Origin of the sequence: Clostridium sp. UBA4395 (assembly GCF_002390995.1) — a bacterium.
GTDB lineage: Bacteria > Bacillota > Clostridia > Clostridiales > Clostridiaceae > Clostridium_J > Clostridium_J sulfidigenes.
This window is the reverse complement of record NZ_DGRF01000021.1, coordinates 22,108-36,929: the sequence shown is the minus strand read 5'-3', so window position 1 is coordinate 36,929 and position 14,822 is coordinate 22,108. Positions and strand designations below refer to the sequence as shown.

12 protein-coding genes and 1 riboswitch are annotated in these 14,822 nt (G+C 27.8%); of the genes, 10 read left to right on the top strand and 2 right to left on the bottom strand.

Going from position 1 to position 14,822, the window contains the following annotated elements:
- Nucleotides 1–23: 23 nt before the first annotated feature.
- Nucleotides 24–536, bottom strand: a complete 513-nt coding sequence (pssA, locus tag B2694_RS02835) for a CDP-diacylglycerol--serine O-phosphatidyltransferase (RefSeq protein ID WP_035132430.1) — start codon at nucleotides 534–536, stop codon at nucleotides 24–26.
- Between the two features lie 238 nt (nucleotides 537–774).
- On the opposite strand from pssA, the gene B2694_RS02830 reads away from it, so the two are divergent.
- Both B2694_RS02830 and B2694_RS02825 read left to right on the top strand, forming a co-directional pair.
- Nucleotides 775–1,662 (top strand): YegS/Rv2252/BmrU family lipid kinase, encoded by an 888-nt coding sequence (locus B2694_RS02830; RefSeq protein ID WP_346884487.1) that lies wholly within the window; start codon nucleotides 775–777, stop codon nucleotides 1,660–1,662.
- A 374-nt stretch (nucleotides 1,663–2,036) separates the two neighbouring features.
- Nucleotides 2,037–2,390, top strand: a complete 354-nt coding sequence (locus B2694_RS02825; protein WP_346884486.1) for a hypothetical protein — start codon at nucleotides 2,037–2,039, stop codon at nucleotides 2,388–2,390.
- Between the two features lie 81 nt (nucleotides 2,391–2,471).
- On the opposite strand, the gene B2694_RS02820 is transcribed toward B2694_RS02825, so the two are convergent.
- Entirely contained in the window at nucleotides 2,472–4,403 is a 1,932-nt protein-coding gene (locus B2694_RS02820; RefSeq protein WP_346884485.1) for a YgiQ family radical SAM protein, read from the bottom strand.
- Between the two features lie 487 nt (nucleotides 4,404–4,890).
- Between B2694_RS02820 and B2694_RS02815 the strand changes: the two genes are divergently transcribed.
- The 8 genes from B2694_RS02815 to B2694_RS02780 all read left to right on the top strand — a co-directional run bounded on the left by B2694_RS02815 (nucleotide 4,891) and on the right by B2694_RS02780 (nucleotide 14,821).
- Nucleotides 4,891–6,153: a magnesium transporter MgtE N-terminal domain-containing protein gene (locus B2694_RS02815; RefSeq protein ID WP_346884484.1), complete on the top strand. Its 1,263-nt coding sequence runs from the start codon at nucleotides 4,891–4,893 to the stop codon at nucleotides 6,151–6,153.
- A 140-nt stretch (nucleotides 6,154–6,293) separates the two neighbouring features.
- Nucleotides 6,294–7,643, top strand: coding sequence for a VanW family protein (locus B2694_RS02810; protein WP_346884483.1), 1,350 nt, complete (start codon nucleotides 6,294–6,296; stop codon nucleotides 7,641–7,643).
- 137 nt (nucleotides 7,644–7,780) lie between these two features.
- On the top strand, nucleotides 7,781–8,737 hold the full coding sequence (locus B2694_RS02805) for a MoxR family ATPase (protein ID WP_346884482.1): 957 nt from the start codon (nucleotides 7,781–7,783) through the stop codon (nucleotides 8,735–8,737).
- Nucleotides 8,738–8,831: 94 nt separating this feature from the next.
- On the top strand, nucleotides 8,832–9,893 hold the full coding sequence (locus tag B2694_RS02800; RefSeq protein ID WP_346884481.1) for a DUF58 domain-containing protein: 1,062 nt from the start codon (nucleotides 8,832–8,834) through the stop codon (nucleotides 9,891–9,893).
- A gap of 4 nt (nucleotides 9,894–9,897) precedes the next feature.
- Entirely contained in the window at nucleotides 9,898–12,303 is a 2,406-nt protein-coding gene (locus tag B2694_RS02795) for a transglutaminase-like domain-containing protein (protein ID WP_346884480.1), read from the top strand.
- Nucleotides 12,303–13,124 (top strand): Cof-type HAD-IIB family hydrolase, encoded by an 822-nt coding sequence (locus tag B2694_RS02790; protein ID WP_346884479.1) that lies wholly within the window; start codon nucleotides 12,303–12,305, stop codon nucleotides 13,122–13,124. The genes B2694_RS02795 and B2694_RS02790 overlap by 1 nt, the downstream gene beginning before the upstream one ends.
- Before the next feature lie 105 nt (nucleotides 13,125–13,229).
- A complete protein-coding gene (locus B2694_RS02785; protein ID WP_346884478.1) occupies nucleotides 13,230–13,697 on the top strand; it encodes a tRNA (cytidine(34)-2'-O)-methyltransferase in 468 nt (155 codons plus the stop codon).
- Between the two features lie 514 nt (nucleotides 13,698–14,211).
- A riboswitch (glycine riboswitch) is annotated at nucleotides 14,212–14,317 on the top strand.
- A 126-nt stretch (nucleotides 14,318–14,443) separates the two neighbouring features.
- The gene (locus tag B2694_RS02780; protein WP_150844068.1) at nucleotides 14,444–14,821 is read left to right on the top strand and encodes a GrdX family protein; all 378 of its coding nucleotides are present in this window, start codon (nucleotides 14,444–14,446) and stop codon (nucleotides 14,819–14,821) included.
- Nucleotide 14,822 lies beyond the last annotated feature (1 nt).

Sequence of the window (14,822 nt, the reverse complement as noted above, 5' to 3'; positions counted from 1 at the left end):
TAGTCGCTTTTAATATTACTATTTTATTTTTTCTTAATTTGAAAATGACTAACCATAAGGTATGAAAGCAATGTCATAAATACCATTGGAATTATTGATGGTATGGGTCTTACCGTAGAAAAAATCTCAAGTACAGCTAGTAAACTACCAGCTATAGTTATAGGTATGCCAGTAAAAACATTATTAAAATCTGTACAATTATATCTAGCTAAACGAAAAGCTCCTGCCACAGGGAATAATACTAATAAAATTTTACCTAAAAGTCCAAAATTACTAAATCCATATAGGGAAAAGGCTAAAATTGATGGAGCTACGCCAAAGGAAACTAAGTCCGCTAGAGAATCAAGTTCTTTTCCCAGTTCACTATGAGTGTTTAAAAAACGTGCTACAGTACCATCGTATCTATCAAGGATTCCTCCTAATAAGATTAAAATTCCAGCTGTAGTAAAATCATTATTTATAGTAAATTGTATTGATAAAACTCCACAAATTAAGTTACCCAAAGTCATAGAATTTGGGATAATAGATTTATTCATACTATCACCTCTATTTTATTATATACATTTTGGTTACCATTGTAAAATATATATGCAGTGAAAGTAAAAATTAATTGTTAAATATAAAAAAGTATGAATAAATTTTAAAATTTGAAAAAAGGTTTTTAAAATGGTAATATGATATAGATTAAGGTAAATAAAGTATTATATATAATTATAAATAATATTCATGGGCATAATTAAGTTATATTGTTTATAAATGATATAGGAGGAAATTATGAAAAGAGTTAAATTTATTTATAATCCTTACTCGGGAGAAAATTCAATAATAAACAACATAGATAAGGTAATCAAAATTCATCAACAGTATGGATATACTATAGAACCTTTTAGAATTAGTAATGATTCTGATATTAGAGATGCGCTCATTGAAATAGATGAAAGCTATAAGTATATACTAATAGCAGGCGGAGATGGGACTATTGATTCAGTAATAAATAAGATGAAGCAAAATAATGTGGATATTCCTGTAGGTTTTTTACCAGTAGGTACAGCTAATGATTTTGCTAAATACTTAGGAGTTCCTAATGATATATCTGCTGCTTGCAAGCAAATTTTGGATGGGAAAGTCAAGCGTTTTGATCTTGGTAGAATAAATGATAAATACTTTGTAAATGTGGCTAGTGCAGGACTGTTTACAGATATATCTCAAAAAACTGATAATAGTCTTAAAAACACAATGGGAAAGCTAGCTTATTATGTAAAAGCTGCAGAAGAGGTTAAAAATCTAAAAAAAATAGATGTTAAGATTACTTCTCCAGTAGTAAATTTTGAAGGTAAAATATACACTATACTAGTATTTAATGGTCAAACAGCAGGAAATATTAAATTTGCAGATTACTCAGAAGCAGATGATGGATTATTAGATGTGGTTGTTATAAAAAAGGAAATTTTGAAAAATGCTTTTAATAATTTAATTATTATGATGAAAAAGGGTCAAGTTGCTGATATGGATGGAATACTTTATTTCAAATGTAAAGAGCTAACCATAGATTGTGATGAGAATATAGCTACAGATATTGATGGAGAAAAAGGCCCTGATTTTCCACTTGAAATCACCTGCGAACGTAGGTCTATTAAAATAATAGGATACAAAGAGGAGTAATGTTTTCATAAAACATATAAAAAAGTAATATATATAAATATAATTATTATTTTGGAGTGTGGATATTGAATATTTATATATATTTGTTTTTAATTTTAGCCATGATATTTTTGAGTTATGAGTCTATAACCTCAAGCATAAGGTATTGCCCTGTTAAAATAAAAGAAGTACTTACCATATCTTTTATCCTAATTATATTAAGAATAGTTAGCCTACTAGTGCTTCTTCTAGCAGATAACATGAAAAGTGTATACTTAATGAAGAATTTAGTGTTTTTAAACATTATATATATTCCTATAATTATATATACTTGTTTATATGTTTTTTATAGAAATACAAGGATGGATATAAAATGGTTTTATGGAATTTTTATTATGAACATAGTTATTTATTTGATATGTATGTTTAAAGTGCCTATGGAGTATTATATATCATTATCCTATGGATATAATGTTATTCTAAGTAATCTATTACCATATAAAATATTATTGTGTATTAATGGATTATCATTTTTTATGGGGATAAAAAGCTTTAGGTATAAGCATAGTGTAAAGTGGGGGGCAGCATTAATTGGTATAGCTTCTCTAGTATTTGTAGGAACCACTGCAGTAACATTGCAAAGCAGTGAGAATATAGGTTATTTGTTGTTAGGTGATTTATCATGGATGATAGTACTTTATGGAAGTATTAGAACTTTTAAACATAGAATAGTAAAAGGCATAAGATAGATATAAAATAAAAGGCTATTTGAGATTTATGTTTAATTAAAATCTTAAATAGCCTTTATGAGTTAGATGAATGATAATAAGTTATTTTCTATAAGAAGTTTTCTTAGCTCTTTTATTTGGGGTAGTATTTTTAGATGATTTTTTTAAATTAGTGTTATTTACATTATTTTTTTCCTTATTATTAGGAGTTTGAGAAGACTTTCTTTTTATAATAGGATTAGTTGGAATTAGACAATTCTTACCGTTGCCTATTAAATCTTCTCTATGACAACTAGTTAAAGCTGATTTAACTAGATTGTGATTTTCAGGGTTCCCAAATTGTAAAAGAGCTCTTTGCATATTTTTTTCCTTTTGACTTTTGGTTACATAAACTTTTTTATTAGTAAAAGGATTTATACCAGTATAGTATATGGTAGTTGATAAACTACCTGGTGTAGGATAAAAGTCTTGAACTTGTTCTGGCATATGTCCCATAGATTTTATATATTGTCCTAGCTCTATGGCAGCATTTAAATCACTACCAGGATGACTAGACATAAGATAGGGTACCACAAACTGTTTCTTTCCTAACTTTTTATTAATGGCATGATATTTTGTTATAAACCTTTCGTAAACATTTTTAGAAGGTTTACCCATTTCACAAAGTACCTTATCGCTTATATGTTCAGGAGCTACTTTTAGTTGACCACTTATATGGTGTTCACATAGTTCATTAAAAAAATTTGGATTTTTATCGTATATTAGGTAATCATATCTGATACCAGAACGAATAAAAACTTTTTTTACCTTAGGTAAGGTTCTAACTTTTTTTAGAAGACTTAAATATTCAGTATGATCTACTATTAAGTTTTTACAAGGTGTAGGAAACATACACTGCCTATCCTTACAAACTCCATGTTCTATTTGTTTTTTACAAGCCCTCTGTCTAAAATTAGCTGTTGGACCACCAATATCATGTATATATCCTTTAAAATCTTTATCTTCAGTTAAAAGTTTAGCTTCCGATACTATAGAATCTTGACTCCTATTTTGAATAACTCTACCTTGATGGTAAGTTAGAGCACAAAAGGAACAACTTCCATAACAACCTCTATGACTAGTTATAGAAAACTTAACTTCTTTAAGAGCAGGTATACCACCAGCTTCTTCATAAATAGGATGATAAGTTCTAGTATAAGGTAAATTATAAACCCTATCCATTTCCCTAGTACTTAAAGGTTTCTGAGGTGGATTCTGAACTACAAATCTATCACCATAAGGCTCTACTAAGGGCTTACCCCATACGGAGTCTTGTTCTCTAGAAGAAAGAAAATAGCTGTTAGCATAATCTTTTTTATCAGAAGTAATTTCGTCAAATGAAGGCAACAATATATAGTCTTTAATGTTATCTAATTTATTGGTCACGTAGGAAGTTCCTCTAACTGAAGTAATATGATTAATTGGTTTTCCATATCTTAATAAATTGGCAATTTCAACTATAGGTTTTTCACCCATACCATATATTAAAAGATCGGCCTTGGAATCAAGAATTATACTTTTTCTAATTTTATCATCCCAATAGTCATAGTGAGCAAATCTTCTAAGACTAGCTTCTATACCACCAATAATTATAGGTGTATTTTTATATGCTTCTCTAGCTCTGTTTGAATACACTATAACAGCTCTATTTGGTCTATAACCACCCTTACCACCAGGAGAATAAAGATCATCATGTCTTTTCTTTTTAGCAACAGTATAGTGGTTTACCATAGAATCTATATTTCCGGAGTTTATAAGAAATCCATATTTAGGTTCACCAAGTTTTTTAAAGTCTTCACAAGAGTCCCAACTAGGTTGAGCTATAATTCCCACAGAAAAACCTTCGCTTTCCAAAAGTCTTCCAATTATTGCAGTTCCAAAGGAGGGATGATCTATATATGCATCTCCAGTTATTATTATAAAATCAAGTTGAGAAATATGATTTTTTTTCATATCTTCTCTAGAAATAGGTAAAAATTGTGTATTACTTTTCATCGGTTTTCTTATATAAACTTACTTCGAGTAATTAAATTCTTAAAGAGAATACTAATGACAATATTAATTTCAATAATATCAGCAAGTTTATAATAAGATACCTCCTTTCTCGCACTAATTTGTACATTAAACTATATTATCATAATAAGAGACAAATATGAATAGGACTATCATAGGAAAATTTTATATAAAAGTTAGAGTGACTTAGAATAAGATAGTAAATTGAATAAAAATAGAGAAAAGTCATGATATTAAATAAATATGAAGAAATTTAACCAAATTTGAATAATATAGTTACAAAATTAAAGATGTAGACTATAATAAGTAATATAAATATATTTAATTAGGTGGTGAGAAATTAATGGACGGTGGGCCTTTGTTATGTAAGGACTGTGATGACATTTATAAATCGAATAGAAATAGAGGAGTACTGTTTATTAAGTTATAGACACTTATATACATATTCCTCTATTGAAGGAGGAATAACATGGATAGACTATCAGAATTTTATCTAAGTAGTATTTTAAACAGATGGGTTTATGATGAATTAAATTATTGTATAGGAAAGTTAGAAGATATTTATGTAACTACAGATTATGGATATCCAAGGGCTATTGGATACAAGATTAAAAATGGAAGAGAAATTGAAAACTTTGAATTTAGAAATATTGATGTGTATAAAGAAAATGATAAATTCATTATAAAGGTTGTACAAGTTAAAGATATAATTCCAAGGAAATATTCATATCTTTTATCTCAACATTTATTAGATAAAGATATAGTAGATGTAAATGGTAAAAAAATAGTTAGAGTTGTTGATTTGAAAATGGTTAAAAGAAATGGCTATTTAACTGTGATTGGAGTAGAGTCGGGTACTTTAGCAATTGCTAGAAAAATGAAAATTGAGAATCCAATAAAACATATATATGCTCTATTTAATAAAGAGCCAAAAGAAAATCTAATAAGTTGGGAGAGTGTTCAATCTTTAGAGATGGTAGATTCTTCTTTAAAGCTAACAACTCCATACAATAAGTTAAGTAAGTTACATCCAGCAGATATTGCTAAAATTCTTGAAGATTTATCATTAGAAGACAGAGTTAAAGTAATAGATGGACTAGATATAGATTTAGCTTCAGATACCTTAGAAGAAGTTGACCATGATATGGTAAAGGATATTTTAAAAAATTTGAGTGAAGATAAGGCAAGGGAAATATTGGATATTATGCCCAATGATGAAATTGCTAATATGCTAGATGATATGGACGAAGAAACTACCAATCGTGTATTAGTGAATTTAGATGATGATGATGAAATTGAAATTAGAGATCTTATGAAATATGAGGATGAAGTAGTTGGCAATATAATGAATACTGATTTTATATCCTTTAATATAGATATAACTGTAAAAGAAACTATTAATATACTAAAAGAGCTTAGGCCAGATGAAGAAATAGCTCATTATATATATATTGTTGACAAAGAAGAAAGGCTACAAGGAGCTGTTCCTCTAATTGATTTAGTGATATATGATTCAGATGCTAAACTAAAGTCAATAATGAATACACAACCATTTAAAGTGGTAGACACAGACGAAATCGATGTTGCTATAGCTATAGCTGTAAAGTATGATTTATACTCTGTACCTGTTGTGGATGAAGAAGATAGGTTATGTGGGATTGCGGTGATGGGAGATATTATAGATGAAATTTTATCTCCAAGCTGGAAGCGAAGAATAAAAAGAATGTCATAGTACAATATAATATATCTTAAATAATTTTAATAGGCACTTGGATTAAGGATTTAATCTAAGTGCCTATTTTTGAAAATTTATAACTACATATTATAATGACTTACTTAGACTCATATATTTTATATATGGAGGTGAATGGTTTGAAAAAAAAGTTTATGAAAATAACTTTCCTATTACTAACAATATTGTTTATTGTTAGTTCTTTCATATTAATAAAGGTACAAATTATTATTAGAAATCATGAAAATCTAATATATAAAGGAATTAGTATTAATAAAATAGATGTTTCACTTTTAAGTAAAGAAGAAGCTATTTTTAAAATAGATAAAGATATAACAGATATAAATGTAAATAGAAATATAAAAGTTCAAATTGATGAAAAGAGTTATGAAATATCATTTAGTGAACTAGGTGTTAGTGAGAATGTAAAAGATGTTGTTGATAAGGCATTGCTTTGGGGAAAGGAAAGTGGTTTTATAGGTAAATATAAAAATATTAAGAACGGTATAGACGGTGAGTTTTATACGGAAACAAGTCTAAAGGATGATAGTTTTAACAAGTTTTTAAAGGTTATAGAAAAAGAACAAAATAAGTCACCAGTAAATGCAACAGTAGATCATGATTGGAGTGGATTTCTTATAACGCCTCATGAAATAGGTAGAAAAATAAATGGAGATGCATTAAATAAAAGTATTATAGAAGCTATAGATAATAGTGTGGATGATGGTGATATTATTATAAATGCGGATTTTGATAAGGTTTTTCCTAAGATTATGGAAGATGACTTAAAAAGTATAAATACTAAGATAGCATCCTATACAACTAGTTTTATAAATTCTAGTTTTGGAAGGTGTAGGAATATTGAAATGGCAGCTAAGTATATAGATAATACAATAATTATGCCAGGAGATGAATTTAGTTTCAATAAAGTTGTAGGAGCAACTACCCCAGGAAAAGGTTTTGAATATGCAAAGGTAATTAAAAACGGAGCTTTTATAGATGAAATTGGAGGAGGGGTATGTCAAGTTTCTTCAACTTTATATAATGCCGTACTAAAAAGCAATTTATATATAACGGAAAGAAAAAATCATAGTAAGATAATATCATATGTGCCCATGGGACAGGATGCCATGATAGCTTATGGAGCTTCAGATTTTAAGTTTAAAAATAATTATAGCTATCCTATTTTACTTGAAGTTATTGTCAAAAATAAAGAAATAACTTTTAATATATTTTCTAATGAAGAAGAACAGGATCCCCACTATGAAATAAGAAGTGAAATTGTAAAGAATATCAAGCCTAAAAAAGAAATTATTTATGATTATGGCTTAGAAGAGGGCAAAATAGTGATAGAAAAAAGTGGTGTAAATGGATATATAGTAAATACCTATAGAATTAGATATGAAAATGGTGAAATAGTAGAAAAGATTTTAGTTGGTGAGAGTATATATGCTAGTAAAAATACTGTTGTTAGAATAGGAAAAGATTAAAATTATTACCCAGATATAGGCATAGAATGTCTATATCTGGGTAAAATTTTTAAAAAATTCAAAAAATTAAAAGGTTTTTTTGGTGATATTACCGAAATAGTAAGAATAAAATAATGGACAAAATTGGGAGGATTAAAATGAGAAACAATGTAGAACTTATTGAAAATATTGTTACTAATATAGAAAAAGTTATAGTTGGAAAACAGAAGGAGATTTATGATATCATGAAAGGTATGATTTCAGGAGGTCATATTTTAATAGAAGATGTACCAGGAGTTGGAAAGACAACTTTGATAAAAGCCATAAAAGAAAGTTTGAACTTAACATATAGTAGAATTCAATTTACACCTGACTTACTTCCGTCAGATATTACTGGTATCTCAATTTACAATGCTGGTACAGGGAAGTTTACTTTTAATAAGGGGCCTATATTTTCCAATATAGTGTTAGCAGATGAGATTAATAGAACATCACCAAAAACACAGTCTGCACTATTAGAAGTCATGGAAGAAATGCAAGTTTCAGAAGGAGGAACAACCTATGAGGTAGAGAAGCCATTTTTTATAATGGCTACAGAAAATCCTATCGAATATGAGGGAACTTTTTCTTTACCTGAGGCTCAATTGGATAGATTTATGATAAAAGTACATCTTGGTTATCCAAGCAAAATGGATGAAGCTTATATTTTAAATTTGTATAGACAAGAAAATCCATTAGATGAATTAATGCCAGTAGCTTCAAAAGAAGATATAATAAATATTCAAAAACAGGTTAAGGAGATAAAGGTTAATGATGAGATTAACAAGTATATAGTAAATATTATTGATGCCACAAGAAACCATAAAGAGATAGTATTAGGTGGAAGTACAAGAGCTTCATTAGCATTACTTAGGGTTGCACAGGCTACAGCCTTAATAAAGAATAGAAATTATGTAATACCAGAAGATGTTAAAGAAAATGTTAAGTTAGTTCTTTCTCATAGGATAATATTAACCAATGGCTCTATTGCAAGGGGAATAAAGGCTGAAAATGTTTTAGAAGAAATTTTAAATGTGGTAATAGCTCCAAAGGTGAGAGTATATGTTGAAGATTAAAAAGTCCTATTTTATTTTAACTATTCTGTCTTATATATTTGCTCTGTTTTCAGGAGGAAATTTACCATATTCTATTTTTTATTGCCTTCTCTTAGTGTTAATCATTACAAGGATATATATTTATTTTGTAAGTAAAAATTTAAATATTGACGTAGTTAGTGATAAAAAGGAAATAATTGCTGGTGAAAATAATAATATAATTATAAAAGTATACAATGATTCAATATTTCCAATATCATATATGGAAATTGAAAATTCTCTTTTAAAAAGAATTATGAATAAATATAGAGGAGATATTATTTCTATAAAAATAAATGGTAATAAATTTATAAAGAAAGATATAAAAATACCAATTAGAGGTGACTATAGGTTAGGTAGCACAACGAGTATAGTTAGTGATATATTTGGAGTTTTTACTTGGAAATGTTCCTATAGCCATAAAGAAACTATAAAAGTATATCCTAGCATATACCCTTTGAAGAGCATTAAAATTAAAGGAGCTAATTTAAGAGAGTTTAATACTAAAACAATAATGCAGGAGCTAAACAAAGGACCAGAAAGTTTAGAAACTATAAAAAATATTAGAGAATATAGAATTGGAGATAGTTATAGAAGGGTAAACTGGAAGGTTACTGCAAAACATGGAAAATTATTTGTAAAGGAATATGAAAGTAGTGAAAGTCCTCGTATACATGTGTTTTTAGACTTAAGAAAAGATTCTTTTAGTATGGATAAAGATGGAGTAAGAGAGGAAGAACTTGTAGAGTTTTTCTTATCTCTAATAAAATATATGCAGGAGAAAAGCGCTAATTCACAAGCTATAATTATAGGAGAAAATACTGAAGTTTTTAATATCAGCAATAAAGAGCATTTAGAAGGGTTAAAAACTCATATGGTAAGTAAGTACAGTGAGGGAAGAGGTAAGTTGCCTCTTTTTATGAAGAAGTTTATGTATAATGTGAATAAGAAAAGTGCTGTTGTCATAGTAACCTATGATATGAGTAAAGAAAATATAGATTACTTTATAAATTTATCTACAGAGGGATATGAGGTTACATTATTTTATTTAGATAAAATACCGAAGGTTAGTGATGATGCTATTTCACATATGTTAAATAAAGGTATAAATTGTTATAGCATAGAAGAAATAAGGTGATGCCATGAGAGTGATTGAAGAAAAAATATTAAAATCTTTTTTAGTTATTATAAATTTTACATTAGTAATAAAGCTTATAGTAGATTGTTTTAAAATAGAGGAAGTAAATTTTGTATTTTTACTTCTACTATTTGCCATGGGTATACTAATTTACCTGTTTTTTTCTAAAGTACTTAATAGTATAAGAAAAAAAATAATCTTTTTTATTATTGTTTTTATTTTAATAGGGATAATTAGCTATAAAACTTCTGGAATATTTGTATTGAAGGAAATTGAAGTAATATCACTTAATTTAAAAAATATAAATAATGCAGCCCTCAAAGCTAAAAATATTAACTTTGAGGAGTTTATTCATATATTTTCAATAGGAATTCCTTTACTTATAGCTGTGCTTATATCTATAACTCAGAAATTCGTATATACTCCTTTGTTTTTTTCAATAGGTGTTTTTGTGATTTTCTGGTATCAAATATTCTATAAAAATGTTATTCCTAACATTCCTTATTTTTTAGCAGCTGTTATTATAACATTAGGAACAGGAGAATATATTAAAAAATGCAGAGAATATAGAGGAAGAGAAGTTAAAATAGATATTAATATAACATATATGATTACGTTAATACTAATACTTGCCTTACTAATTCCTGGATTAGTATTTATGCTACCACAGGAATACAAAGGGAAAACTGTAGACAGTGTTACTACTTTTTTTAGAAATGAATTTGCAAGAAAAAAAGAAAAGGAAAAAAATCCTTCTTTAGAAGCTTTGAAGGGAAGCTTTTCAATGAAGCAAAGTGGATATAGTGATTCATCTACAATTTTAGGAGGATCAATAGCATTAAATCGTAGAGAGGTGTTTAAAGTAATATCAGATAACCCTTTTTATTTAAGAGGAAAGGCTATGGATTATTATACAGGAAGATCATGGATAAAATCTGAAGATAAAGTAATGAGAAAGGTTGAGATTAGTGAAGCTTCCAATATGCCCATGCATAAACTTATGCAACCAACAAAAGATGAAAGTTTTCAGACTCAAGAAAAAACATTAACTATAATTCCAGGAAAAAACTTTAAAACTACTTCTTATTTTACTCCTAATAATAGTAATAATATTATTAATGATAGTAAGGATCTGTTTGTAGATTTAATTCCGATATTTATGAGTGATGTAGAGATAAAAGAACCTTACAAGGTTAGTTATATATCTTATGGTGATTTTGATAATTATCTTGAAGGAATTCAAAATTCTATGTATAAAAAAACTCCATTGAATGAAAATTATATAATGCCTCAAAGGGAGTTTGGTGTTGATGATTATTCTTATAGAGAAAATTTAATGTCATCAATAGATACATCTAAAGGTATGGAGTATGTAAACAAAGAAAGTTCCTTTTTAAATAACTTTATGCTACATTACATGAATTATCTTCAGCTTGATGCTCCGATTAATGATGAAGTATATAAAATAGTTGATGGTATATTAATTGTTGAAGCACAAGCAAAAAAAAAGACTGTGGAGGAACTAACCACTCACGAAAAAGCTTTAGCTATAAGAAGTTATTTGATGAAAAATTATAAGTATGTTACTAATGTTGGGGATAATGATGAATATAACGATTTTGTAAGTAATTTTATACTGTTAGATAAGAAAGGATATTGTACTTATTTTGCGTCTGCAACAGTAATGATGTGTAGAATTGCAGGGGTTCCAGCTAGATATGTAGAAGGATTTAAGATGTCAGATGATAAAGGAGAAGATGGTAGCTATAAGGTAACTAATGCTGACGCTCATGCATGGGCAGAAATACTTATAAACCCTTATAGGAATCAATGGGGCATAGTAGATTCGGCACCAACTCCCACAGAATACGAAGAATCTCAAGAAGAAATCCAATTAGAAAATACAGAAGCAGAAAGTAATTCCAATAATGAAACCAATAATAATAAAATTAGTAAAAATAAGCCAGGGTTTAATGAAGAGGAAAGTGAAATAGGAGAAGATGATAAATTAAATAGATATATAGGAATATATGTAACTACAGGAGCATTAGCTGTAATGATAGCTATATTTGCTGGACTGTATGAGATTAATAAGATGAGAATAGTTAATAATAAAAGCATGATACCTTTATATAATTATTATTTAAAAAGACTAAGAACTCAAGGTATAGTAAAAAGTAAAAGTAGTGGAGATTTAGAATTTGTAGATTCTATAAGGGATAGAGAACTACAAAATAGATTAAGAGATATTGTAAATTTGGTCTATGATGAGTTTTATGGAGAAATATTATCAAGTACCTTTGAAAAAAAAGAATATTTCATGTATATTGAGAATTATATTAAGGAAAGAGAAAAATGGTATAAATACATTATTAATAAGTATTTTGTATTTAATCGATGGAGGGACTAATGAAGTATAAATTAATTTGTGTTGATATGGATGGCACATTATTAAATAGTAAAAAGAAAATATCTGAAAGAAATTTAAATGCAATCAATGAAGCTCATAATAAAGGGGTTAAATTTGTAGTTGCCACAGGAAGAATATTTGTGTCAGCCAATTATTATGGGGATATAATAGGGGTAAAAACCCCTATTATAGCTTCAAATGGAGCTTATATTAGAGAAAAAGATTTAGATAAAGCTATATATGAAGAGTATCTAAATAAGGAAGAGTGTAGGGTCATTTTAAAATTATTAAAAAAGTATGATATTATGCCTCAATTTTATAGCCCTGACACAATATATACAGAAGAGATAAAGCATTCAGCATTAATATATAATAAAGCAAATGCAACCTTACCTAAAAATAGACAGGTAGCCATAAGAATTATAAATGAATGGGAAAACCTATTGGAAGAAAACGTAAATTTGATTAAGGTTATGGTAGTACATGAGGACAAAGAGAGAGTTATAGCTGCAAAGGAAGAATTTTTAAATCTAAAAACCTTTGAAGTAGTAAGTTCTATGGAGAGTAGCTTTGAGATTATGAAAAAGGGGACATCCAAGGGAGAAGCGGTAAAGAAAATATGCCAGTATTATGGAATTCATAGCGAGGAAGTAATTTGTATGGGAGACAACGAAAATGACATTTCTATGATTAAATTTGCTGGGGTAGGTGTAGCTATGGGAAATGCTGAAGAATTTGTAAAAAAACAAGCAGATTATGTAACTCTTAGTAATGAAGATGATGGAGTTGCCCATGTCATTGAAGAGTTTATATTAAAATAGAATGTTAAACATAGTTTTTAAAGTTATAAACTTTACATAGAAATAGAAATGAAGTATTATATCTTTATCAAGCCTGAACAGGCTTATTTTTAGGAGGACGTAATAGTGAACTTAAACATAGTATTATTTCAACCAGAAATTCCTCAAAATACTGGGAATATAGGGAGAACTTGTGTACTTACTAACTGTAAGCTGCATTTAATAAAACCTTTAGGATTTAGCTTGGATGAAAAAGCAGTAAGAAGGGCTGGACTTGATTATTGGCCACAGTTAGAGTTAGAAATTCATGAAAGTTATGAAGCTTTAAGGGAAAAATATAAGAATGGAACATTTTATTTTTGTACTACTAAAGGAACTAAATATTATAATGAACCCAATTTTAAAGAAGGTGATTTTTTAGTATTTGGTAGAGAATCTAAAGGATTACCTGATTATATAAGAGAAAAAAATAAAGATAATCTTATAAAGGTGCCTATGGTAGATACTACAACTAGATCTCTTAACCTTTCCAACACAGTTGCTATAATTGCTTATGAGGGATTGAGACAAATAGGATTTAAAAATATGAAGTAGTGTATTAAAAGGATATGATTTAAGGTCATATCCTTTCACATTATTACAAATAGAATAAAAGTTTATATTTTAAATTAAAATATATAAATAAATTTATTGTATATTGGGTGGTTCAAATATTTTATAATAACAATAAAGTACAAAAATTAATTTGTAGAAAAAATAATAACCAAATTTAAAAAGTTAAAAAAATATCAATATGTATTTGCGTTTATACTCAGAGCAATTTGAATATATCATAAGTAAATTCATTTAAAAATTTTTTCTAAAAATAAAAGAATAGGTATATGAGTATGCTTTAAGTGTTGGTATGCAACGGATTTCTCCATATTAATAAAGGATATATATGTAGGATGTAATGATATATATAATTGACAGAATATTTTAATTAAAAAAAACTTTATAGAAACTATAGAAAAATCAAATAACAAAACAATAAAAATATGTAGAATATTAGACAAATATATTATATACTAATATTAAAGATAAAAAGCAAAGAAAATAATAATTTTGGATGATATTTTCGGGAGAGAATCTATTAAATTAGGTAGCCGAAGAAGCAAGTATTTATTTTGCCAAATAAATATGAAACTCTCAGGCAAAAGGACCGAAAACGGACAAAACTCTGGAAAGCGTATATGCACCGAAGGAGCAAAACTCTCAGGTTAAAATACAGAGGCATAGGGCAAAATATATTAATATTTTGCGCTATGCTTTTTTATATGCACCTAATAGGAGGAATTTAAATGATAGAACCATTATTTATTGTAACTAACAATCCTATGTCAAAAGAAAAATTTGAAGAAAAGTTTAAAGTTGAGTTTATAGATGTGCCGCAGTTGGATATACTAAAAAAAGTAAGAAATTATATTCATAAAGGTAATAGGATACTTACTCATCCATTGATGGGAAGCGTAAAGCCCAATGAAACTCCTTACAGAACTGTTTGTGTTTCAACAGAAGTTGTCAATGGAGTTGATTTACAGTCTTTAGAAATTATAGAAAATGCTATAGTTACAACAGAAAAGTTTTTAAGAGATTTTAACACTCCAAAATGGAGTGAAAAAATATTAACAGATTTTCAAGTAATAGATTCAGACTTAATAGATCATGCTATTAACTAAG

Excerpts from the sequence above, each read along its gene's own strand:
- B2694_RS02780 (WP_150844068.1), top strand. The coding sequence starts at position 14,444 with ATGATAGAACCATTATTTATTGTAACTAACAATCCTATGTCAAAAGAA.
- pssA (WP_035132430.1), bottom strand. The coding sequence starts at position 536 with ATGAATAAATCTATTATCCCAAATTCTATGACTTTGGGTAACTTAATT.
- B2694_RS02805 (WP_346884482.1), top strand. The coding sequence starts at position 7,781 with ATGAGAAACAATGTAGAACTTATTGAAAATATTGTTACTAATATAGAA.
- B2694_RS02825 (WP_346884486.1), top strand. The coding sequence starts at position 2,037 with ATGAACATAGTTATTTATTTGATATGTATGTTTAAAGTGCCTATGGAG.
- B2694_RS02815 (WP_346884484.1), top strand. The coding sequence starts at position 4,891 with ATGGATAGACTATCAGAATTTTATCTAAGTAGTATTTTAAACAGATGG.
- B2694_RS02820 (WP_346884485.1), bottom strand. The coding sequence starts at position 4,403 with ATGAAAAGTAATACACAATTTTTACCTATTTCTAGAGAAGATATGAAA.
- B2694_RS02790 (WP_346884479.1), top strand. The coding sequence starts at position 12,303 with ATGAAGTATAAATTAATTTGTGTTGATATGGATGGCACATTATTAAAT.
- B2694_RS02830 (WP_346884487.1), top strand. The coding sequence starts at position 775 with ATGAAAAGAGTTAAATTTATTTATAATCCTTACTCGGGAGAAAATTCA.
- B2694_RS02795 (WP_346884480.1), top strand. The coding sequence starts at position 9,898 with ATGAGAGTGATTGAAGAAAAAATATTAAAATCTTTTTTAGTTATTATA.